The organism is Anaerococcoides asporogena, assembly GCF_029590275.1.
Classification (GTDB): domain Bacteria; phylum Bacillota; class Clostridia; order Clostridiales; family Clostridiaceae; genus JG1575.
This window is the reverse complement of sequence record NZ_CP120965.1, coordinates 3,414,193-3,434,950: the sequence shown is the minus strand read 5'-3', so window position 1 is coordinate 3,434,950 and position 20,758 is coordinate 3,414,193. Positions and strand designations below refer to the sequence as shown.

The window sequence follows — 20,758 nt, the reverse complement described above, 5'->3', positions numbered from 1 at the left end:
GCATTGGGCATAGAGGGACGGCGCGTATCATTTTCCGTTTGGAGGGGATCATTTGGGCGGAAGAGGGGCATCATCACAAGTGCAGAAGAACTCCCTAGCGGTGTCATCAGAAAAGTGGAGACCAAACGTTGAAGCTGGTGAGAACCGGATCAGAGGGAGGAAAACAGAAACAGCGATTCTGGTAGGAATGGATGGGAAGATTTTGATTGATAAATCCGACGGGCATAAAAGCCAGGTGGGATTCAATGGGCAGGAACTTGCATTGATGGACGGAGCCATTTTGACCCATAACCACCCTCGCAACAGCACATTCAGTGATGAAGATTTGAAAATCATGGTACATGGTCTAAAGGAAATTCGCGCTGTAGCGGTCCATGGAACTTTTGTGATGAAGAAGACAAGGGAGAATGCGGATTTTTCCATGGGTAAGGACTATGCTCTGGCGCAAAAAGAACATTTGAATCAGACCAATAAAATCTGGGCGGAAGCTCAAATGAAGCGACTGGGATTACTGGAAATGGATAAATTGGCGGATCAGCTGAACCACAGCATTGAAGTGTTTCGACGAAAGTGGTTAGCGAAGAATGCTAAGAACTATGGATTTATTTACACGTACGAAAGGAGAACAGCATAATGGCAGCAACAAAGAAGGGCTTTATTCTCGATGATCGATCCCTGGAACCGGTATATAAGGTGCCGAAAGCGGGCATCAAAAAGACCCCGGTTACACCGAAGGCGTCCAACCGTGGAACAAAAAAGAAGTAATTCGGGATAGGAGTGAAAAATGGGAGGGAGAGGAGCAAAGAGCGCGCCGGGTACCTCAAAATCAAAAGAGTACCCGGAAAAACGGAAGCATTCGCAAAAAGAAGGTTTAACGGCAGAGGAACATAAAGCCAGGCTTGCAGCCTCGCCGGATCCGGAACCCGGGAAAAAGCCCTATGCCGATGGCAGAAGGCAGACTTGGCGGAACGTATCACAGGAAGAACTCGAAGACGGCAATGCGATCATGACCAAAAATTTTATCCTGCCTGGGAGTACCTTTGAGAACCTGAAGCCGGGATCAAGAATTGAATATGCGCCGATGCTGCGTCAGGGGTCCGAGATGAAAGCAATTCGCGGAACCCTGGAAGTAATCGATGGGATTCGGGTGGGGATCAGCAACTCAACTAAGGGGTATGCCAAATACACGGTAACAGATCTTTACACCGGGGTTGCCATCGGGTTTGGAGCTACAAAAGCCGAGGCGATTGAGGATGTAAAAAAATCGATGGAGCGTACCGGCGGAATAGAAGGCTTCAAGCGAAAGCGGATTACTATGCTGGAGAACATTCAAGGCCATGGCAGGCGCTGGAAGGGGTAAGGTAAATGGGCGGCAGAGGAGCAAGGTCAACCAGTGGTTCAGCCACTCAAAACAAAACCGATTCAGCTCTGGCAGGAATTCTTGCCCTGGAGAGTGAATTGCAGGCAAAGCATGGAGCTGATTTTGAACCGGGAATTCAACTGGCCACTGAACTGCTTCGTGATAGCCGGTTGCAGCGGGTTCGGACCAGAAGCGGTCTTATAAAAATCAGCAAGGATCTCACCAGGGTAACCAAAGATATTAAGCATAGACTTGATGAATTGGAAACTCTGGAGAACAATCCATATCAATCCTGGCCGGAGGAGAACACCTACAACTGGGCCATTGCAGCACACGGATCCATCGAAAATTATTACCGGAGCACGGATCAGAAACATGAAACCACGGAATACACAAAGCTGATTCAAGATTTTCACGGTCATCGAATGAACCGGGAAGCCATCGAAGCCCTCAAAAGGGTACAGGTGAGACTCAAGGTGTATTCAGGCCAATGGACTCAGAAATGGGATGCCTTGAAGCCCTGATGAACCAAAGGGGGGATGGGGATGATTGAAGATACCATCCTGTTATCTGAAAAATACCGTGACTTCATGGAGCTAGATGCTCCGGCAGAATTTCTGGAAGGGACAACCGCTGCCGGGAAAACCACCGTTGGTTGTCTGAAATTCATGTTCAAAGTGGCCAGGAGTCCAAAGAAAATGCATATCCTGTCGGGGCTAGATTTGGGAACCATTGAAAAAAACATCATCAACAAGGATCTGGGCATTCTGGATATGTTTGGGGATCTGGTGACTTATAGTCCCAGCGGGAAAGGCAAGAACTCATTGCCCCACATGATTCTCCACATGGGCGCGGACGACAAGATCATATACGTGCTGGGCTATGACAACAAAACACGCTGGAAAAAGGCACTGGGCGGGCAGTATGGCTGCCTGTACATTGATGAGATCAACATTGCCGACATGGATTACATCCGGGAAGTGGTAATGAGGTGCGATTATCTCATGGCTACGCTCAATCCCGATGACCCCAATCTGCCAGTGTATGCGGAGTTTATCAACAATTCCAGGCCGCTCAAAAAGTGGGCTCATGAAACGCCTATTGAAATTTTGGAACAGCTGGACCGGGGACCCAAGGATGGTTGGGTGCACTGGTTTTTTTCATTCAAGGATAATTTGAGCTTGACTGAAGAAAAGCTGGGCCAGATCATCAATAACGTGCCTGTCGGGACCAAGCTCTATAAGAACAAGATCCAGGGGCTCCGCGGTCGGGCCACCGGCCTTGTGTTTGCTAATTTTGACCGACGCAGGCATGTCTTTTCCAAAGCTCAGCTCGAACAGTGGATGAACAAAGAAGGCCTTCATTTTGAGCGCTACACCTGCGGAGTGGATACGGCCTATTCCGACAAAAGTCCAGATGTGCTGGCCTTCATTTTTCAGGGAATCACCCAGAGGGGGCATTTGGTGACCCTGGAAGAGGAAATATACAACAACGCCAATCTGGATGAGCCGCTGGCGCCATCGGATGTCGTGGTCCGCCTGAATGACTTTCTGGACCGGATGCGGTCCAAATGGGGCTTTGCCAAGGATGTGTTTGTGGACAGTGCGGATCAGGCAACGATCACGGAGCTGAACAAGTACCGGAAGCGTCGGGGATCGCTTCACTCTTTCATCAATGCCTATAAAAAGATGAATGTCATCGACCGGCTTCACCTTCAACTGGGCTGGATCGCAGCCGGATATTATTACGTGATGGACACATGCCCCTATCACATTCGGGAAATGGAAAGCTACAGCTGGAAAAGTGACAAATATGAGCCTGAAGACATGAATGACCATACCATCAACGCCGGGCAATATGCCTGGATCCCGTTTAAGAATGTGATCGGTGAACGGGGCATAGTAGCAGGCAAAGGAGGAACAGCTTGAAAATCTTGAAACTGGACAATGGGGCCTTCAGTCCGGTGGTCCAGCAATTTACTAACTTTGAAACAGACTGCATCCGTAACCGGATCTGGTATCGTGGGGATCCGTCTGAAATCGAGCAATACTTCAAACAGGCCAACTTTGACACAGTGTCCAAGGCTAGGTTTTGGGCTGCTGTGCCATCGGAAGGGTATATCAGAAAATTCCACAGCGGGATCTATGCAACCGTCATCGATGCCCTGACCGACCTGGTGCTGACTGACTTTCAGGGGTTTGGGGAACAGGAGGAGTCAAAAAGGGAAGTCATTGAACGATGGGAGGACATCGCTCAAGACAATCATTGGGATGATGACCTTCTACGAGACGCCATCAGTGAAGCGCTCATTGTAGGCGACGGGGTATTCAAACTGTCGGTGGATCGGGAGCTGTCAGAGTATCCGATCATCGAATTTGTATCCGGGGAAAATGTGGAGATTCGGCACAAACGTGGCCGGGTGAAGGAATATGTATTCAAAACCGAGTACTTCAAAGACAAGCAGCGGTACATCCTGGAAGAGTCCTATAAAAAAGGGGCCATTGCATATTCTCTGAAGATGGATGGCTCAGAGGGTAATCTTCCACTTGAGACATTGGATGAAACGAAAGCTTTGAGTCCGGTGTCGTGGTCGGGTGACTATTATTTGTGTGTCCCGATCCGTTTTTACCGCCATCCCAAATACCCCGAGCGCGGGATGCCGCTGCTCGACCGGAAATCAGACAATATCGATGCCCTGGATGAAGTGTGCAGTCAGTGGATCGATGCCATCCGGGCAGGCCGGGTCAAGAACTACATTCCGGAGGATTTGCTGCCAAAGGATCCCGAAACCGGCGAGGCCATGCGGCCGAACAGTTTTGACAATCAGTTCATCAAAACGCAAACGTCCATGAAGGAAAACGCTCAGGACACCATCGACCAGAAACAGGCCATGATCAACTATGATGCCTTTGTCCAGTCCTATGCCAGCATGCTGGACCTGGTGCTTCAGGGAGTGGTTAGTCCTTCATCATTGGGCATTGACCTCAAAAAGACCGACAATGCAGAAGCCCAGCGGGAAAAAGAGAAGACAACCGTCAAGACCCGGGACAAAATTGTAGACACGTTATCAGAAGTCATCCCTCAGTTGGTAGAGATTGCGCTTCGCTGTCAGGACAACCTGAAAAACAACGGCAGGGATCTGGCCAGTTATGAAGTCACGGTCAATTTCGGTGAGTATGCCAGTCCGGGCTTCGAGCAGAAATTGATGATGGTGAACACAGCCGCTGCCTCAGGGATCATGAGTGTTGAAACCATGGTGGAAGAGCTTTGGGGGGACTCCAAGGGTCCGGAATGGAAAGCGGAGGAGGTCCAGCGCTTGAAAGAAATGCGAGGTTTCGTTCCCCGTGATGAAGCGGGAGCCGCCATTGACGGGATGGACCAGGGCGAGGAGGAAGGCGAGGAGCTAACGGATGAGCAAGCTGATACCGAAGAAAACACCATGGGAAGAGCTGAGTGAAATCTTTCAGGAGATGGAACTGGAGCTGATCGTGTCCATGAAAAGAAATCTGCATCGCCACGAAAAGGAAGAAAGGCTGATCGGTTATCGATATGAGCAGTGGCAGTCAGCCAAACTGCGAGATCTGGACCGCTTCCGAAGAGAAAATGAACAGATCATCGCTCAGTTTAAGCCAGGGATTGTCCAGAAAATCGAACAGACCATCAAAAACTCATACCGACAGGGCATGCAGCGCGTCATGGGCTTCCTTGAACGGTTAGGCGATCAGGTGGGTCTAATCCTGCCGGGACGTGCCGAAACGACACCAGGGGCATACAGGAACGGAAACAGGCCGTTGGATATCAACTTCTTCCGGATGCAGGATGAGCGGCTCAAATCACTCATCACGGAAACGGTGGAGCCGGTGGAGGATGCTACAAGAGCCATTACCAGGTACATTGATGACCAGTATCGGCAAATCATTAAAAAGGCCCAGATTGCACTGACCAGCGGCACCTATACCATGGATAAAGCCCTGGATACGGCCATCAGCGATTTTTTGAACCGTGGGATCACGAACATCACATACAAGGACGGCAGGATCAGATCCATTGACAGCTACGCGGAGATGGCGCTGCGGACCGCTGCGCATCGGGCCTTCCTTGCCGGCCAGGGAGAAACGAGGAAAGAACTGGGCATTGCCACGGTCATCGTTTCAAGTCATGACTCCATCTGCGGACTTTGTGCCCCGTGGCAGAACGCGGTTTTAATCGATGATGTGTGGTCCGGGGGAACAGCTGATGGAATCTATCCCCTGGTTTCCCAGGCGATCAAGGCTGGGCTACTGCATCCCAACTGCCAGCATAACCTGGATACCTTCATCCCGGGGATCACAAAAGTACCGGAGCCCAAGGAGCAGCGAGCAAAGATCGTTCGAGGAAAACTGCAGCAGAAGCAGCGTGCCATTGAGCGGGATATGCGCAAACTCAAGATGGCCCTTGCAGGGCTGTCTGACCCACAAGCGATCCAGAATGCCCGGCGGAAACTGGACAGAGCTGAAACCCGGATGAAGGCACTCATGGAGCTGGATCCGGCCATGCGCAGGCAGCCGGAACGGGAAAGGATCCGGCTCAAAGGAAAGAGGTGAAGGAAAACGAACACGAAACAGAGAAGAGGAATCAAACGTCGATCCGTTATCGGGAAGGGAAGGTGATCCAAATCTCCAAGCGTTCTGGAAGGACGCCGTTCGTTTCAAGGAAAGGGGGTGAGAATTTGACGGAAAAAGGACCGGAAGTGAAAGTCGTTTATGCCCTTTACGCCGGGGCTTCAGCTAAGGCAAAGAAGCTGATTGCCAAAGGGACCAAAGCTGAAATGGAAAGGCTCCAGGAAGAACACACAAAAGCATATAAGGCTATCAAGGCAGGCCTATTTACTGAGATCGTGAAGCTGTAAACAGCAAGCTGTCAGCAAATTAAAGGACATCAAGATTGACAGAGGACTGTTGAAACAGGGTCAGGGGGTGCATCATAAAAAAAGAACGGCCTCTTAAGAGAACCGTTCATCGGTGGGATCGCCGGACTGTCGTATGATCTCATCGATCTTTTTTTCGATGCGGTCGAGCTGTTTCTGTTGATTTCTTCCCCAGTGGATGACCGAAATAATGAATGTCACGAACATGATGAATATGACCACGTTCAGAAGCTGCCAGAGGACTTCAGTTATCATCGTTTCCAAACCCTCCCAAATTCTGTTGAATATAAATTCTGTTGAACTCACTATATCATGAAAGCATAAAATATGCTGGACCCAGGCGTAAAACAGGGCAGCCTTGTGATGCGACCACGTAAAAAGCGTAGGAGGAATAGATGAAAAGAGAAGAACTTGAAGCATTGAATCTGACCAGGGAACAGGTTGATGCCATCATGGACATCAACGGCAAAGACATCAACACCGTGAAATCCAAAATGGAAGGGGTCCAGGCTCAGCTGACCAGGGCCCAGGAGACCATTGCGGAACGTGACGGCCAGCTGGAGGCATTAAAAAGCAGCACCGGGGACATTGAAGAGCTCCGGCAGAAAGTAGAAACTCTGCAGGCAGAGAACCAGAAAACAGTCAGCCAGTACGATGCCCAGATGAAAGATCTCAGGCTGAATTCGGCCATCAAACTGATGATTGCCGGTAAAGTCCATGACGAGGACCTGACTGCCAGCCAGTTTGACAAAACCAGGCTGATCCTCAACGAGGACGGTACGGTGACAGGGCTGCAGGATCAGCTACAGGCTATTCAGGAAAGCAAGAAATTCCTGTTCAAGGGGCCGGAGCAGCCTGAGAAAACGGCAGGTTTCAAATTTGGGATCGAGCCCGCAAAGGATGGAGGTTCAGGCATGGATGCAGCGCTTAATGCTGCTTTTGGCCTAGGGGAAGATTAACACCAGACACCAAAAATTGATTTAAAAGTGAGGGAAAAACATGGCATTTAATTATGCAGAACGCTTTGAAAGCCAGATCGAAGAAAAGTACAAACATGGCCTGACGTCCGCCGACATGGCCACAAACAACAAATATCGCTTCATTGATGCGCAGACTATCAAGATCCCGACGGTCACTATTTCGGGCTACAAGGATCACGTGCGCACGGGAGAAAGCACGAACCGGGGCACGATCTCCAATGAATGGACGCCGTATTCTCTGACCCATGATCGGGATATCAGCTTTTATGTGGACATCATGGACGTGGATGAAACCAATCAGGTCGTGTCGGCAGCCCATATCACCAAAGCTTTTATGGAGGACCAGGCTATCCCGGAAACAGATGCCTATCGGTATTCTAAGCTTTACGCTGACTTTGTGACCCACGGGGGCACGCCCACCACCACCATCCTGACGGTTTCCAATATTCTCTCGATCTTTGATGATGCCATGGAAGCCATGGATGAGGCAGGAGTTCCCGAGAGCGGCCGCAAGCTGAAATGCACCCCGGCGATCTACACGCTGCTCAAGAGCGCGGAAGGGATCCAGCGGACCCTGGAGGCCTCTGGCGCTGCCAATGTGAATCGAGTGATCCGCAAGCTGGATGATGTGGAGATCACCAAGGTGCCCTCTGACCGCTTTAAGACAGCCTTTGATTTTACGGAAGGATTTGCCCCGGCAGTTACTGCCAAGCAGATCCATATGATCATTTATCATAACAGCGCCATAGTGGCCCCTGTTAAGGTATCTGACGTCTATCTGTGGGCCAAAGGGGAAACGCCCCAGAGCGCATACGGATGGCTCTACCAGAACCGTTCGTATCAGGATCTGTTCCTGATCAAGCAGAAAAGGGCTGGCGTGTACATCTGTACTGCAGTCTAGGAAATCAGTGAAATGGGGGAGTGCAATGATCCTGGCAATTAAGGCCAATCGGGAAGTCAAGATCAAGCCGGCAGAGCGAAAAGTCTATGCCGAACAGGGCTACAGGATCGTGGAAGATCCTGGAGATGGATCAAAACTGGAAGTTAAGACAAAGCCTGCGGCAAAACCGGCCAGAGCGAAAAGGGGCCAGGCAAAATAATGCCTGGCCCCTTGAATGAAGGGGGAGTGAGTTCATGTATGCGAGCGCCAATGATTATTTGACCTACATAGCGGACGAGCTGCCAGCCAATATCGAGCGTCTTCTGGCTCAGGCGGCGGATGATGTGGATGCCGTGACCTTTAATCGAATCCGCGGGGTGGGATTCTCCAGTTTGACTGCTTATCAGCAGGAAATGGTCAAAAAGGCTGTGTGTCATCAGGCAGAATACCTGATGAATTACGGCCAATATGAAGGCATTTCCAGCTTTTCGGCAGGCGGGGTGTCCGTGTCCTTAAATCAAAACAATCTGTTCAACGGTAAGCGGATGAGCAGCAAGGCCATTGAGTGCTTAAAAACTACAGGCCTGACTTCCCGAAATGTGCGTTGGGGACGGAGCAATTATGTTTAAACTGCCATTTCCTGTCTGGCTTGCCAATACTCCGGTGACCTTGGAGACCCAGGTGAGGGGCGAAGATGGAATCACCAAGGTGGTGCTGTTCTCCGGGAAAGCCATTGTGGAAGAGCGGACTCAAGTATTCATGAACAAAGAACGACAGCAGGTCAAGATGAGCGGGAAAGTCATCATCCAGGGCGATATCCTCCCGGGTGAAGACATCAAGGGGTATCTGACGTTCAATGGCCAGGAACGGACCATTGTATCCACAGTACGACCACGAAATCCGGACGGCAGCGTGTTCTCCACGGAGGTGGGCTTTGAGTGATAAAAGTAAAAAGTAATGTAGTCCTCAATGATGCGGCCATCGCAAAGATCACCGGCGGAACGGAAAAAGCCATGAAGATCCTTCTGGAGGGACTTAAAACTGACGTGTCCGAGCGGAAGGTCGTGCCATTTCGGGACGGACTCTTAAAGGACAGTGTCTCAACTGGGACGATGATGCAAAACGGCTATACGCTGGGGTGGATCGGCTGGGATACACCGTATGCCCGGCGTCTATATTTTCATCCAGAGTACAATTTCAGGCAGGACAAACACCGAAACGCCATGGGCTTATGGATGAGCTTTTACGAGCTGGGGCCCGGGCAAGACTGGATCCAAAAGTCTTTTGCCGTGGCTCTGAAGATCGCAGCAGGAGGTGTCATCAGGTGATTACCAGTAAAGCGTTCAAAGATTGGCTCAAAGGGCAGTTCCCGCAAGCCATGGGCTATTACTCCGGATCTCTGGGGGATGCAAACCTTGAGCAGACGCTGACGGTTTATCCCTACAAAGGGGTGACACAGGCCATGCAGCGGGTGGATGGAAAGCCTGGATATCATTACCAGGCATTCACGGTTCTCATTCGGTGGAGCCGGAGCAGTGAAGAATCAGAGATGAAAGCTTATGAGGTTTACCGGATCATAGAGGACTATCCGGAGGCAGTAACGATGCACTCCGGCAGTCCGATGTTTCTGGGGGTGGATGATGACGTGCATGAGTACGTGATCAATTTCAACGTGTTACACAAGGAGGAATAATAAATGGCATTTGTAGGAGTATTTCCGGTCAACGCAAGTACATTCAAAGTGGGCAAAGCAGGGCTTACGTCCGTCGCTCCCACAGATTTTGCGGGGATCGCGGAGCTGGAAGAAATTGGGTTGGACATCGACAGCTCAGATGAAACCTGGAACAGCATGGATGCGGAAGGGTGGCAGTCGGCCCTGGTCACGGGTAAGGAGCTTAAGCTGGGTGGCAAAGCCAAGCGGAGCATTGGGGATCCCGGCAACGATTATCTGGCGGGACTGGCATTTTCGATCGGCAGTGACTGTTACACCAAGTTTGAGTGGACCTTCCCGGATGGTGCAAAGGTCACCGGTACAGTGGCAGTTGGGGTCAAGTCCATGGGCGGCGGCAAAGCCACGGATGTGGCCCCGCTGGAGTTTGAAATGCTCTCCCACGGCAAGCCCACCTTCACACCAGCACCCGTCGCATAATCTAACAGCCCTGGATCCGTGGCTTAATACGGATCCTTTTTTATAACCACAATGGATTCTCCTGTAGCAAGCATGTTACCGGAGAAAAAAATCAAAGTAATAATGGGGGAATCAAATGTTATACGACATTGCAAACAAGCTGACCAATAAACGGCCTGAAGTCAGACTTGCTGAAGGGCACGTCTTCAAGATCAACAACACCAAGACCGGTGTCATCATGATGGACCACAAGATCAAGGAAGCAGAAAAGCTGGAAACGCTGGAGGAAAAGCTCAATGCCTATGATGAGGTCATCGGACTCATGCTGACAGCGGAGGCCAGAGAATTCATTGCATCCCAGGACTATGGTCTGGAGATGTATGAGGTCATTTTTAAGACCATCACGGCAGCCATCCAGAATAAGTCTTTGGAAGAGGTGGAGGCAGAAGAGGCTAAAGCAGGATTTCGTCCCTAGATGGTATGACATTTGGGATGACTGGGAGCTGATCGAAGCCTCATTTGCTGACCAATATCATATCAGGCTACGCTCGGCACAGGAGGAATCCATGAGCTGGGAGGAATTCAAAAACCTGTTATCCGGATTAGGGCCAGAAACGGCGCTGGGAAGGGTCATTAACATACGGTCAGAGGATCAAAAGGATACGCTCCGCCACTTTTCGGAAGGTCAGCATAAGATCCGGGATGACTGGCGCAAAAAAGAAGAGAGACGCCGGGACGATTTCAACCGGAAAAATCAGGATCAGAAGGCGGTGGATCCATATGCGGCATTATCTGCGATGTTCCAGGGCTTACTGAAGTGAATCTATTGAATTGTTCGCTGAGATCGTTAATCAGAAAAATTTCTAAAGAGAATCTCTAATTCTGATTTATCCTTTATTTCACCCTTACTTAAGAATCGTTCCACCAGAATTTCCCCGTCAGCAAAAAATTCTACTTCCCATCTCTCTCCGGGAACTGCAATTTCAACCATAATACTATCTCTAACTTTGTTAAGACGGTAATATATCTTCTTTTCATCAAGTTTGTCCAGAAAATCAATTAAATCGTTCATTTTACTACCCTCGCATATATAAAATAGAACCGGAAAGGGGTTGAAGGGATGTCAGGCGGAACAAGTGTAGGCAAGATTCAACTGGACCTGGAGCTGGGCGGCGATATTAAAGAACAGATCAAGGCAGCTGCTGGTGAAATCGGCAGGGGTCTTGAAGAAAATCTGGGTGGCAAAGGTCTTGATATGACAGGGATCACCAAGGGGGTCGAAAAAGCCCTGTCCGGTATGGAATTGGCTTTCCGGGCCAGCTTTGATGATATCCGGACCATGGCCAATGATGTGGCTCAGTATGTCAGGGAAACACTGTCAGGCATTTCAGGGACGATCCAGGGACCAAAGAATATTGAATTGCCCAAATCTGTCAGTGTGAACCCGTCAGCCATGGCCACAGGCCCGCCCGCCAGCGCAGGGGTGAAGGTCAAGGCTCCAACCATTGCCCCGGATGCCGGGGCCATTAAGATGCAGATGGAGCAGCTGGATGTGGTGCTGCAGAGATTGGATGGTCAGGCGGACAACGTGCGTCAGAAGATCAATGCGCTCAAGGCTGAAATCGTCAGGCTGACCCAACCTACAGGGAACAAAGTCCAGGATTTCATTAACACAAAGGCTTTGACCAAAGCCAGGGCGGAGCTCCAGGCCCTGGAATACGAACACGAAAAAATAGGGACCAAGGTCACTGGGATCAATGACAAATACATTCGGCTTGAGAACTCTCTGACAGCCCTTCGTTCTAAAGCGGATGGAGTGCAGCAGGCAACCACCCAGGTGACAGCAGCTGCCGGAACCATTCAGAACCCGGTTGAGCGAGCCAAAACGGCCATGGACAGGCTCCGGCTTGCAGCCTCCAAGGCAGTCCCGGTTGCCCGATCCATGGTGGATTCTCTGCGAAGAATCAGCTCCGGGGCAATCCATGCGGCTGCCACTGCCATGGCAGGACTCAGGGCAAGGACAGCAGGCGTGAGTGCCTCATTGCGCAATATGGTATCGGCTGGCACATCCGGGATCCGGCGGATCGGAACTACAGTCATATCCGCTGCAAAGAATATTCTGATCCTGGGTGTCATTACCAGTGCTCTACGGTCCGCTTTTGGGATCTTTTCCTATGGAGCGAATCAGACGACAGGGTTCCAGCAGGCAGTGGCGAATCTTCGGACGGCTTTCTATACAGCCATATATCCCATTTATCAGGTGGTGCTGCCTGCTTTGATCGCCTTTATGAATGGTCTTGCCATGGCGATCAACTTTCTGGCAGTTTTCTTGTCCATGCTCACCGGAAAAACCTATCAGGCGAGTTACCAGGGGGCCAAGGCCCTTTCCATGAGCGCAGCTGCAGCGGAACAGATGAAAGTGTCCTCCGGTGGGGCAACAAAGGCAGTGGAGGGGACTGGTAAGGCACTAAAAGATACCGGGTCCAGCTCCGAGAAAATGGCTGATGACGTCAAAAAGTCAGCTGATAAAGCCAAACGTGCCCTGGCTGGATTTGATGAACTGAACATCCTCTCCTTCCCGGAAGATCCAGCAGTGAACGAGCCAGCAGTACCAGGTGCTCCTGATGTTGGTGGCGGTGGAATCGGCGGCGTTGACCCAGGAGCAGGGTTTGCAGCTCCCATGATGGGACTTCCGGCAGCAGTGGCAGCCGTCACACCGGTGCTGGAGGGTCTCAAGGAACTCTTTGCAACCCTGTTTGATCCGCTCAAAGATGCCTGGGATCAGCAGGGACCTGTCTTCATGGCCGCATTGTCGAGCGCCATCGGGCGGACCAAAGACATTTTCAGGGATCTTTATACGGTCCTGCAGAGTCCACCTGTACAGGCGTTTAATTCTAAAATAGCTCAGATCGGGATCCTTCTGGCAGCTGTGGCGCTGCGGATCTATGCTGACTTCATCGGTCCGATCATCCAGTGGTTTGTCAATTCCCTGCCGAAGGCAGCCGAGGCCTGGAATCCTGTCCTGGATAAAATCATCCTTCGCCTGGAGGACCTGGCAGCGCCTGGTTTCGGATCGGAAGCCCTGGCCAATATCATCCCTGCCCTGAATCGTTTCCGTGATGCGCTATTGCCCTTCACCGTGACACTGGGGGAAGGTCTGATCTGGATTTATGACCATGTACTGCTCCCCTTGACCTCGTTCATCTTCAGCGATGTAGTCCCTCGTTTACTGGACCTTGTAAGTGGAGCCTTAACGGTACTCAACAATGCCCTGATCGTGCTGCAACCCATCTGGCAGTGGGCCTGGGATAATATCCTCGCTCCAATTGCCGCATGGACTGGCGGGATCATCGTTACGGTCCTGGACGGGATCAATGCGGCCCTGACGGCCCTGGGTGAATGGATTATAAACAATCAATCCACCATCGAAGCCTTGATCATCCTCATCGGTTCGATTGCTGCGGCCTGGAAGCTGGTTAATGCGGCCCTGATCGTCTGGAACGTAATTTCCGGCATTGCAGCCATCATGACCGGAGGTTTGGCCGGAGCTGCCGGGCTATTGGGAGGCGCGATTGCCTTCATTACATCTCCGGTCACACTGGTCATTGCAGCAATCGGCCTATTGATTGCAGCTGGGGTCCTGCTCTGGCGAAACTGGGATACGGTGAAAGCGAATGTAGTGGCCAAGTGGAATGAGATCAGGCAAAAGGCATCGGAAATTTGGAATGGTATCAAAACCTTCCTGGTCAATCTGTGGAACGGCATCAAGGCCACGGCCGCCAACGTCTGGAATGGTATCAAAACCTTCTTTGCCAATTTGTGGCAGGGGATCAAAAACACGGCAAGTACTGTCTGGAACGGGATCAAAGCATTTTTATCCGGACTTTGGACAGGGATCACGACCACAGCTACAAATGCCTGGAACGGATTCAAGACCTTCCTGGCGAATTTGTGGACGGGGATCAGCACTGGCGCTAGCAATGCCTGGAATGGGATCAAAACGGCAGTCACCAATATTATTACTGCCATCGTGGGCGGGATTGCCGAGAAATTCCTGGGAGCCAAGACAAAGATCGCGGAGATCTTTGACGGCATCAAACAGTCCATCAGTGACAAAATCAATGCAGCCAAAGATATCGTGTCTGGGGTCATCGACAAGATCAAGGGATTTTTCAGCTTCAAGTTCACATGGCCGTCGATGCCAATGCCTCATTTTGGAATTACCCCGGATAACTGGAAAATCGGGGACCTGCTCAAGGGCGTCATCCCAAAGCTTGGAATCAACTGGTATGCCAGGGGCGGTGAATTTGACCAGCCCACGGTCATCGGTGTCGGAGAAAATGGCCGGGAAGCGGCCGTGCCGTTAGAACATAACACCGGATGGGCAAAGGATGTCGCGAACCTGATCCTCGCTGGGATGGGCGCTGGCATTGGCAGTGGTGAGAACGTGGTGAAGCTCGTCATCGATGAGCGGGAAATCGGGCGGGCAATCCTGCGGGACTGGAACCGCGCGCAGAAGCAGTCGGGTCGAGCTACAACGCTAAAGAGGTAAGGGGTACATGAAGACATTGACAATCAACGGGGTGGCAGTTGCTGCCCCGGTTACTTTAGAGGTAAATCTGGGGGATCTCGATGCCGAGACCTCCGGACGAAACGTCCTGGGGACCATGATGCGCGATCGGATTGCCGGGGGCAAACGGAAGATCAGTCTCAAATGGGGTCCTTTGAGTGATTCGGAGATAGCAGCCATCTTAAATGCGGTCAGCCCGGTATTTTTTCCGGTGAGTTATCCGGACCCGATCAGTGGACAAAAGACCATCACTGCCTACGTGGGAGACCGCAGCGCTGCCCTTTTGAATTATTCCATGGGGAAGTGGCTGGGCCTGTCCTTTAATCTGATCGAGAGGTGATTACATGATCAATGCAGCGTTTGCCTCCCCTGATCGGACTTTGACAGCCAGGATCACCATCGATGGGATCGTGTATGGACCCGACGTCATAGCAAGTATTAAGTTTAACCGCGGGGTGTCTCTGGCCAACCTGTTTGAGATTGGAACGGCCTACGCCCAGGTGGTGTCTTTTGAGCTTCTGGATGAACACGGCACGCTGCTGGAAGGTCGGGCGTTCCTGGGAAAGCGGGCACGGATCGAAATAGGAGTCCTGGACGGTGAATTATGGGCTTACCAGGATATGGGGGAGTACATCCTGGAAGCACCGGAGAAGGTCCAGAAAACCCTGTGGCGCTTTGATGGATCCGATGACATGATCCGAGCGGATATCTCCTTTGATGAGACGCTGCTGGTCTATCCCCAGACGATTCTGGCTATCTTTCAATCTGCCGTGACCCAGATGGGGATGACCACGGATACGACATTGTTCCCGAACAGTGCAGTGTTGATCGACATTAAGCCGATATTTTATGACATGACCATCCGAGAGGTGCTCTCGGATGTGGCCGAGCTTGCAGCCGGGTACTGCTTCATCGAAGACGGCCAGGTACGAATCAAAAGCATGGTGCAGGATACGCTGACTAGTGTGACCGGTGAAAATATATCGAGCTTCCGGCGCCATGAGGACAAAGACATTTTGATTGATCAGCTGATCATCAGGCAGACAGGAACGACAGATCACATCGAAGGGACAGGCACTCATCCGTATTACATCGCGGATAACGTGTTTATCCAGGGAGATCCGCAGCGATTTGCTCCGGCCATCTTCGGCGCCATCAACGAGATCAGCTTTGTGCCCTGTGAAGTGGAGTTCAATGGCAATCCAACTGAGCTGCTCAATGGCTGGATCGATCTGGACTTTCTCGGAATCATCTACAGGGTATTCCCGACTGCGCGGGAAATTAGTTTCACCGGGGGCATGAAGGAACGCTGGATCTCCAATCATTTGGAGAATAAACCTCCGGATCCGGTTGAAGAGAACCTGGTCCGGAACATCAAAAAAACTCAGGCTATGATCCAGCTGACCAATTCAAACATCGAAATGACGGTCACCCAGATCGTGACAGAACAGGTGCAGCAGTTTGCCCCTTATCAGGTGCATATCATCTCGACCGGAGGACTGCTCTTCAAAAATGGGGTCATATCCACCACGCTGCTGGCCCGGGTCTATCAGAACAACGCAGATGTGACCGATGAGATTGACGCCAACCGCTTCCGCTGGACCAAGACCAATGCGGACGGATCACCAGATACCATTTGGAATGATGCCCACTTCGGCGGTGTCAAGCAGGTGCAGGTCGCCAGTGAGGACATCAAACGACGGGCTACATTCCAGTGCCAAATACTTGATCAGTAAGGGAGAAAAATATGCCAGTAGTATCAAGCGGACAAATTACCATCATCGATCTATATGACGCCCCCAGTCTGAATGCCTGGGTAAGCGCTTCCCAAACCACTGTCCAAACCTACAACAACACAACCCAGGTCTGGAACCCCAGCTATGCTTCGTCTCCCCAGGTAATGACTTTGAACCTGACCAAGGCAGGGTCCATTACCAGTTTGATCGGCGCTGCCGTTGCCAATATCAAATGGTATAAGACCGTAGGGGGCACCAAGACTGAAATCACATCACTCATCACCACTGACAATGAATATAAGTCGGGGACCAGCCACAGTGTTTTAACGATCAAAACCAACGTTCCCACGGCGAATAATGCTGTCATCTATACAGCTGAAAGTACCTGGACTGATCCGGACACGGGACTGCCGGTTACTTTCGCAGCGGAGATCCCCATTACGCTGGTCCAGCTGGCTAAGGCCGCTGTCATCGGTTCTGTCTATGCGCCCAATGGGGATATATTCCGCAATAATACTCCAGCGAGTCTCCTGATCAATGCGGATCTGTATAAAGATGGAGCCTTGAGCTCAGGCAGTAAGAAATTCAAGTGGTTTGCCGCGGACTCATCCGTCACGGTATCCCAGGACACCGATGGTGGAGTGGGCTGGCGAAAAATCATAGCCACGACAGGCACAACCGGGGAGGTGGCCAATGCCAGCTTTGATGTAGCGGTCACCACACAAGGGGTCCTGACCGTGTATCCGGATGCTGTCACCAGCGCTCAAACGTACAAAGTGGTCATCACGGACAATGCGGGCGGTACTTCCGGAACGAAGGTCAGTGGTTATATGACCCTGAAGGACCTGGATGATCCTATCATGGTCATTATTGAGTCTTCCGGCGGTGATGTGCTGAAAAACGGGGTGGGGTCCACCACACTGCGGGCCAGACTGTTCCAGAATGGGGCCGAGATTGATGCAGCGCCCACCTATGCCTACACCTATACCTGGACTAGATGGCAAAATAATGCTCTGGATCCAAACTGGGCAGGGGCAGGAATTTCCACCAAAACCGGCAAGGATCTGGCCGTTGGAACGGCAGATGTAGACGGAAAGACAATGTTCAAATGCGAGGTAAGCAAGTAATGAGGCACTATGTAGCCTTCCTGGAGCTGGATGGAGTCCGCACCAGGGTAGAGTTTAAAACAGACATCCGCCCGGTGGAATATCTCTGGCAGCGCTATGGGATGAGTACATTTATTGAGTCAGTGGAGACAACCCCTGATGAGGATCAGACGGGGGTAACATAAATGGTCGTTTCTATTGGGCAGATCACAATCATCGATATGAATGACGTGAATATCTCCACAACTGAGCCTGCGTCTCCCGTGGCGGAGCAGCTTTGGCTGGACACATCCATGGTTCCCAATCAATTGAAGCGGTGGACAGGAACCGAATGGCTGATCGTCAACGATACCGGCGATCTGCAGGATACGGTGGGGAACCTTGAAACCACGGTCACCACGATGTCATCGGAATTCACGCAAAACCTGGACAGCTTTCGAACGGAAGTATCCGAGCAATTTGTGAAGACGACGGATTTATCGATCTACAAGGAGGAAGTCAGTACAGCCTTCACTCAGACAAAGAACGCTTTCGCCATGGACTTCTCCACACTGATCTCTAACATCTCAACGGTGGATGGGAAGGCGACTGAGAATTTCACGGAGATTTTCAAGTACATCCGCTTTGTCGATGGAAATATCATTTTGGGCGAAGAGGGCAATCAGATTTCACTGAAGATCACCAGCAATCGGATCTCTTTCATGCAGGGGGTCCAGGAAGTAATGCACATTACGAACAACTTGTTATACATCACCGACGGCAGATTCCTGAACTCTCTGCAGATTGGTAACTTCTCGTTCCGGCCACGTACAAACGGCAGTCTGGCCTTTGGAAAGGTGGTGTAACCTTTGGCGCTTTCCGGAGTAACAACCAAGACCTACACCCCATCATCAGCCTTCTGGGTGTGGGTGGAGTGGTCGGCAACACAGAGCATCGAGAATAACACCAGCACAGTCACGGCCATTACCTATGGTGGATCCAACAGCTATGGCTATTATAGCGGAACCAATAAATGGGGATACACCTCGATTGCGGGCAATACCACTTCGGTGAAGTATACAGCCCCCTGGGTAGCCTCCACCACCAAAAAGGAGCTTCACCGGCAGGTCCGGACCATCACGCACAATGCAGACGGTTCAAAAAGCATTGCCCTCTCCGGGCGATGGACCGCAGGTTCTGACCCGGAAGGGTCATTCTTTGACATCACATCCTCCGCTACCGTTACGCTGGACACGATCCCCAGAGCTACCCAGCCAGCAGTCAATCTGACCACCGTTGATCTGGGTGGGGCTGTGACGATTTCAACACCAGGTGCCAGCGGATCATTCACTCACACACTAAAATACGCCATCGGCAGCTTAAGCGGGACCATTGCTACCGGGGTTAACGCAAGTTATGCCTGGACGGTTCCGGCAGCGCTGGCAGGAGCCATTATCGGGGCCAAGTCGGGGACCGTCACCATCACCTGCGAAACCTACAGCGGGGCAACACTGGTGGGGACAAAGACTGTTGCCATGACCCTGACCGTACCGAATACCGCCACGTACTGGCCAACGGCCAGCATTACGAGCGTCACGGAAGGAGCTGCGGGGCTGACCGCCTTTACCGTGTTCATCCAGGGAAAGACGCAGCTCCGGGTACGGTCATCCGGCAGCGGCAAGTACAGCGCCACCATCACGCAGTATAAAGTCACCATTGATGGATTTAATTATTATGGGGCAGACGTTACTTCAGCTCTGATAAATAAGAGCGGAACTGTTGCCCTCACACTGACTGTCACGGACAGCCGGGGCTACACAGGGACATCTACACAGAACGTGACCTTTCAAGCATATACCGCGCCTCGGATCACTGCCTTTTCAGCCAGCCGGGCGCCGACTGACCAGGGAATCGATCTTTCGGTTCCTATCAATTTCTCCATCTCGACCTTAAGCAATCAGAACACGAAATCCTATCAGATCAGATATCGGCCGGTGGGGGCAGCCTGGGTCACGCTGACCAGCAGCACGGCCTATTATACCAGGTCCATCACGCACACTGGAACCGGGGTACTCAGTACGACTCTGGCCTACGAAGTGGAATTCACCATTGCCGATTATTTCACATCCGTCACTCAGACCCTGCCCATTAGCACCGCCTTCGACCTGATCAACTTCAATACATCCGGCAAGGGCATTGCCTTTGGTAGAGTATCAGGCAAGGATGAAATGGAAGTGGATCTGCCGATGGATATCCTTAAACCAGTGAAGTTGACGGGGAGCGATCTTGATCTGGCCGGAGGATCCCTGAAATTCAGTGGTGTGGCAATGCCCTATAATAATCTGATTTCAGCCAGCATGGATCTTAACACGCTGCAGACAACTGGAACTTACTACTGCCCCGCCAATGCCACAGTGGCCACGCTGGTCAACTGCCCTACAACCAGTGCCTTCAGCCTGGTCGTCACAAAGCATGCAGGCGTTGCCCAGCTGCTGATCCCTTATTTGACAACGTCCCATGATGTATTCCATCGTAACTACTACAACGGCACCTGGGGATCGTGGCAGAACATTTACGGCCTGTCAGCCCATACACACGGATCAATGACAGCCGCATCCCAAAACTATTCCTATACAGATTACGGCTATATTTCCTTTGGACCGCAGAATGCAACATGGGCCCATATCTATACGGACCGGCCCAACTTCTACTTCAACAAAGATCTTTATGTGAACGGGTATAAAGCCAGGACCATCGTGGCCAGATCCGGTGATGCTAAAAACGGGTATGAAAAGTACAATGATGGCTATGCCAGGGCATGGAAAACCTATTCCGGAACAGTCCTGGGTTCCTCATTGTCTGCTACAGGGCCAACAGGCACCTATAAATCAGGCTGGCTGGCTTTTGGGGCATGGCCGATTACATTCACTGCAGCGCCACGGCAGATCGTGGCGCTCACCACACCAGTGGGATCCTGGATCTGGCTTGGTGGAGTAAAACCTGCAACTACAACGAATCCAGGGGATTTTTTCATGTACAAATTCGGGACCACGGATAGTGGAATTGAAGTGTACGCCGAAGCATACGGCACGGCATAAAAGGGGGAATAAAGG

The 20,758-nt window shown here is 51.4% G+C and carries 27 protein-coding genes; 25 read left to right on the top strand and 2 right to left on the bottom strand.

All coding sequences use genetic code 11. The features are described 5' to 3' along the window. Positions 1-52: 52 nt before the first annotated feature. From P6M73_RS15675 to P6M73_RS15640, 8 genes are all read left to right on the top strand, one after another. Positions 53-634 carry a hypothetical protein gene (locus P6M73_RS15675; RefSeq protein WP_277853952.1) on the top strand — a complete coding sequence of 194 codons (582 nt, stop codon included), beginning with the start codon at positions 53-55 and terminating at the stop codon, positions 632-634. Next, positions 634-765 carry a hypothetical protein gene (locus P6M73_RS15670; protein WP_277853951.1) on the top strand — a complete coding sequence of 44 codons (132 nt, stop codon included), beginning with the start codon at positions 634-636 and terminating at the stop codon, positions 763-765. Before P6M73_RS15675 ends, P6M73_RS15670 begins: the two co-directional genes overlap by 1 nt. Positions 766-784: 19 nt before the next feature. Continuing rightward, positions 785-1,360, top strand: coding sequence for a hypothetical protein (locus P6M73_RS15665; protein ID WP_277853950.1), 576 nt, complete (start codon positions 785-787; stop codon positions 1,358-1,360). Between the two features lie 5 nt (positions 1,361-1,365). Beyond that, positions 1,366-1,884, top strand: coding sequence for a hypothetical protein (locus P6M73_RS15660; protein WP_277853949.1), 519 nt, complete (start codon positions 1,366-1,368; stop codon positions 1,882-1,884). 21 nt (positions 1,885-1,905) lie between these two features. Next, positions 1,906-3,288, top strand: a complete 1,383-nt coding sequence (locus tag P6M73_RS15655; protein ID WP_277853948.1) for a terminase — start codon at positions 1,906-1,908, stop codon at positions 3,286-3,288. After that, positions 3,285-4,817, top strand: coding sequence for a capsid protein (locus P6M73_RS15650; protein ID WP_277853947.1), 1,533 nt, complete (start codon positions 3,285-3,287; stop codon positions 4,815-4,817). The genes P6M73_RS15655 and P6M73_RS15650 overlap by 4 nt, the downstream gene beginning before the upstream one ends. Next, a complete protein-coding gene (locus P6M73_RS15645) occupies positions 4,771-5,943 on the top strand; it encodes a phage minor capsid protein (RefSeq protein ID WP_277853946.1) in 1,173 nt (390 codons plus the stop codon). The genes P6M73_RS15650 and P6M73_RS15645 overlap by 47 nt, the downstream gene beginning before the upstream one ends. 125 nt (positions 5,944-6,068) lie before the next feature. After that, the gene (locus P6M73_RS15640) at positions 6,069-6,248 is read left to right on the top strand and encodes a hypothetical protein (protein WP_277853945.1); all 180 of its coding nucleotides are present in this window, start codon (positions 6,069-6,071) and stop codon (positions 6,246-6,248) included. 93 nt (positions 6,249-6,341) lie between these two features. Here the strand turns inward: P6M73_RS15640 and P6M73_RS15635 are convergent, their stop codons facing one another. Beyond that, positions 6,342-6,521, bottom strand: coding sequence for a hypothetical protein (locus P6M73_RS15635; protein WP_277853944.1), 180 nt, complete (start codon positions 6,519-6,521; stop codon positions 6,342-6,344). A gap of 140 nt (positions 6,522-6,661) precedes the next feature. On the opposite strand from P6M73_RS15635, the gene P6M73_RS15630 reads away from it, so the two are divergent. The 10 genes from P6M73_RS15630 to P6M73_RS15585 all read left to right on the top strand — a co-directional run bounded on the left by P6M73_RS15630 (position 6,662) and on the right by P6M73_RS15585 (position 11,075). Continuing rightward, the gene (locus tag P6M73_RS15630) at positions 6,662-7,225 is read left to right on the top strand and encodes a phage scaffolding protein (RefSeq protein WP_277853943.1); all 564 of its coding nucleotides are present in this window, start codon (positions 6,662-6,664) and stop codon (positions 7,223-7,225) included. Between the two features lie 40 nt (positions 7,226-7,265). Next, positions 7,266-8,147 carry a capsid protein gene (locus P6M73_RS15625; protein ID WP_277853942.1) on the top strand — a complete coding sequence of 294 codons (882 nt, stop codon included), beginning with the start codon at positions 7,266-7,268 and terminating at the stop codon, positions 8,145-8,147. Positions 8,148-8,172: 25 nt separating this feature from the next. Next, positions 8,173-8,346, top strand: coding sequence for a hypothetical protein (locus tag P6M73_RS15620; RefSeq protein WP_277853941.1), 174 nt, complete (start codon positions 8,173-8,175; stop codon positions 8,344-8,346). A gap of 34 nt (positions 8,347-8,380) precedes the next feature. Then, complete coding sequence (locus P6M73_RS15615) at positions 8,381-8,755, top strand: head-tail connector protein (RefSeq protein ID WP_277853940.1); 375 nt, start codon at positions 8,381-8,383, stop codon at positions 8,753-8,755. Next, on the top strand, positions 8,748-9,068 hold the full coding sequence (locus tag P6M73_RS15610) for a hypothetical protein (RefSeq protein ID WP_277853939.1): 321 nt from the start codon (positions 8,748-8,750) through the stop codon (positions 9,066-9,068). The genes P6M73_RS15615 and P6M73_RS15610 overlap by 8 nt, the downstream gene beginning before the upstream one ends. Beyond that, positions 9,065-9,454 (top strand): hypothetical protein, encoded by a 390-nt coding sequence (locus tag P6M73_RS15605; RefSeq protein WP_277853938.1) that lies wholly within the window; start codon positions 9,065-9,067, stop codon positions 9,452-9,454. The genes P6M73_RS15610 and P6M73_RS15605 overlap by 4 nt, the downstream gene beginning before the upstream one ends. Continuing rightward, the gene (locus P6M73_RS15600; protein ID WP_277853937.1) at positions 9,451-9,819 is read left to right on the top strand and encodes a hypothetical protein; all 369 of its coding nucleotides are present in this window, start codon (positions 9,451-9,453) and stop codon (positions 9,817-9,819) included. The genes P6M73_RS15605 and P6M73_RS15600 overlap by 4 nt, the downstream gene beginning before the upstream one ends. Positions 9,820-9,822: 3 nt before the next feature. After that, positions 9,823-10,275, top strand: coding sequence for a phage tail tube protein (locus P6M73_RS15595; protein ID WP_277853936.1), 453 nt, complete (start codon positions 9,823-9,825; stop codon positions 10,273-10,275). Between the two features lie 115 nt (positions 10,276-10,390). Further along, positions 10,391-10,729, top strand: coding sequence for a hypothetical protein (locus tag P6M73_RS15590; RefSeq protein WP_277853935.1), 339 nt, complete (start codon positions 10,391-10,393; stop codon positions 10,727-10,729). Next, positions 10,620-11,075, top strand: a complete 456-nt coding sequence (locus P6M73_RS15585; protein ID WP_347276295.1) for a Gp15 family bacteriophage protein — start codon at positions 10,620-10,622, stop codon at positions 11,073-11,075. The genes P6M73_RS15590 and P6M73_RS15585 overlap by 110 nt, the downstream gene beginning before the upstream one ends. Positions 11,076-11,101: 26 nt before the next feature. Here P6M73_RS15585 and P6M73_RS15580 read toward each other — a convergent pair whose 3' ends face one another. After that, the gene (locus P6M73_RS15580) at positions 11,102-11,326 is read right to left on the bottom strand and encodes a hypothetical protein (RefSeq protein WP_277853933.1); all 225 of its coding nucleotides are present in this window, start codon (positions 11,324-11,326) and stop codon (positions 11,102-11,104) included. Positions 11,327-11,374: 48 nt separating this feature from the next. Here P6M73_RS15580 and P6M73_RS15575 point away from each other — a divergent pair, with 48 nt between their 5' ends. From P6M73_RS15575 to P6M73_RS15545, 7 genes are read left to right on the top strand one after another with little or no spacing between them, the layout of a single operon-like run. Then, positions 11,375-14,806 (top strand): phage tail family protein, encoded by a 3,432-nt coding sequence (locus P6M73_RS15575; protein ID WP_277853932.1) that lies wholly within the window; start codon positions 11,375-11,377, stop codon positions 14,804-14,806. A gap of 7 nt (positions 14,807-14,813) precedes the next feature. Continuing rightward, a complete protein-coding gene (locus P6M73_RS15570; RefSeq protein WP_277853931.1) occupies positions 14,814-15,164 on the top strand; it encodes a hypothetical protein in 351 nt (116 codons plus the stop codon). A 4-nt stretch (positions 15,165-15,168) separates the two neighbouring features. Then, the gene (locus tag P6M73_RS15565) at positions 15,169-16,560 is read left to right on the top strand and encodes a hypothetical protein (RefSeq protein ID WP_277853930.1); all 1,392 of its coding nucleotides are present in this window, start codon (positions 15,169-15,171) and stop codon (positions 16,558-16,560) included. Positions 16,561-16,571: 11 nt separating this feature from the next. After that, positions 16,572-17,687: a hypothetical protein gene (locus P6M73_RS15560; protein ID WP_277853929.1), complete on the top strand. Its 1,116-nt coding sequence runs from the start codon at positions 16,572-16,574 to the stop codon at positions 17,685-17,687. Further along, positions 17,687-17,851, top strand: a complete 165-nt coding sequence (locus tag P6M73_RS15555) for a hypothetical protein (protein WP_277853928.1) — start codon at positions 17,687-17,689, stop codon at positions 17,849-17,851. Before P6M73_RS15560 ends, P6M73_RS15555 begins: the two co-directional genes overlap by 1 nt. Next, a complete protein-coding gene (locus P6M73_RS15550; RefSeq protein WP_277853927.1) occupies positions 17,852-18,511 on the top strand; it encodes a hypothetical protein in 660 nt (219 codons plus the stop codon). Positions 18,512-18,514: 3 nt separating this feature from the next. Further along, positions 18,515-20,743: a DUF859 family phage minor structural protein gene (locus P6M73_RS15545; RefSeq protein WP_277853926.1), complete on the top strand. Its 2,229-nt coding sequence runs from the start codon at positions 18,515-18,517 to the stop codon at positions 20,741-20,743. Positions 20,744-20,758: the final 15 nt, after the last annotated feature.

What these genes read in the sequence shown, in the direction of transcription:
- P6M73_RS15560 (WP_277853929.1), top strand. Translation starts at nt 16,572, where the DNA reads ATGCCAGTAGTATCAAGCGGACAAATTACCATCATCGATCTATATGAC.
- P6M73_RS15580 (WP_277853933.1), bottom strand. Translation starts at nt 11,326, where the DNA reads ATGAACGATTTAATTGATTTTCTGGACAAACTTGATGAAAAGAAGATA.
- P6M73_RS15550 (WP_277853927.1), top strand. Translation starts at nt 17,852, where the DNA reads ATGGTCGTTTCTATTGGGCAGATCACAATCATCGATATGAATGACGTG.
- P6M73_RS15655 (WP_277853948.1), top strand. Translation starts at nt 1,906, where the DNA reads ATGATTGAAGATACCATCCTGTTATCTGAAAAATACCGTGACTTCATG.
- P6M73_RS15625 (WP_277853942.1), top strand. Translation starts at nt 7,266, where the DNA reads ATGGCATTTAATTATGCAGAACGCTTTGAAAGCCAGATCGAAGAAAAG.
- P6M73_RS15630 (WP_277853943.1), top strand. Translation starts at nt 6,662, where the DNA reads ATGAAAAGAGAAGAACTTGAAGCATTGAATCTGACCAGGGAACAGGTT.
- P6M73_RS15575 (WP_277853932.1), top strand. Translation starts at nt 11,375, where the DNA reads ATGTCAGGCGGAACAAGTGTAGGCAAGATTCAACTGGACCTGGAGCTG.
- P6M73_RS15670 (WP_277853951.1), top strand. Translation starts at nt 634, where the DNA reads ATGGCAGCAACAAAGAAGGGCTTTATTCTCGATGATCGATCCCTGGAA.
- P6M73_RS15665 (WP_277853950.1), top strand. Translation starts at nt 785, where the DNA reads ATGGGAGGGAGAGGAGCAAAGAGCGCGCCGGGTACCTCAAAATCAAAA.
- P6M73_RS15585 (WP_347276295.1), top strand. Translation starts at nt 10,620, where the DNA reads ATGGTCTGGAGATGTATGAGGTCATTTTTAAGACCATCACGGCAGCCA.
- P6M73_RS15645 (WP_277853946.1), top strand. Translation starts at nt 4,771, where the DNA reads ATGAGCAAGCTGATACCGAAGAAAACACCATGGGAAGAGCTGAGTGAA.
- P6M73_RS15615 (WP_277853940.1), top strand. Translation starts at nt 8,381, where the DNA reads ATGTATGCGAGCGCCAATGATTATTTGACCTACATAGCGGACGAGCTG.
- P6M73_RS15635 (WP_277853944.1), bottom strand. Translation starts at nt 6,521, where the DNA reads ATGATAACTGAAGTCCTCTGGCAGCTTCTGAACGTGGTCATATTCATC.
- P6M73_RS15610 (WP_277853939.1), top strand. Translation starts at nt 8,748, where the DNA reads ATGTTTAAACTGCCATTTCCTGTCTGGCTTGCCAATACTCCGGTGACC.
- P6M73_RS15570 (WP_277853931.1), top strand. Translation starts at nt 14,814, where the DNA reads ATGAAGACATTGACAATCAACGGGGTGGCAGTTGCTGCCCCGGTTACT.
- P6M73_RS15595 (WP_277853936.1), top strand. Translation starts at nt 9,823, where the DNA reads ATGGCATTTGTAGGAGTATTTCCGGTCAACGCAAGTACATTCAAAGTG.
- P6M73_RS15590 (WP_277853935.1), top strand. Translation starts at nt 10,391, where the DNA reads ATGTTATACGACATTGCAAACAAGCTGACCAATAAACGGCCTGAAGTC.
- P6M73_RS15620 (WP_277853941.1), top strand. Translation starts at nt 8,173, where the DNA reads ATGATCCTGGCAATTAAGGCCAATCGGGAAGTCAAGATCAAGCCGGCA.
- P6M73_RS15565 (WP_277853930.1), top strand. Translation starts at nt 15,169, where the DNA reads ATGATCAATGCAGCGTTTGCCTCCCCTGATCGGACTTTGACAGCCAGG.
- P6M73_RS15555 (WP_277853928.1), top strand. Translation starts at nt 17,687, where the DNA reads ATGAGGCACTATGTAGCCTTCCTGGAGCTGGATGGAGTCCGCACCAGG.
- P6M73_RS15660 (WP_277853949.1), top strand. Translation starts at nt 1,366, where the DNA reads ATGGGCGGCAGAGGAGCAAGGTCAACCAGTGGTTCAGCCACTCAAAAC.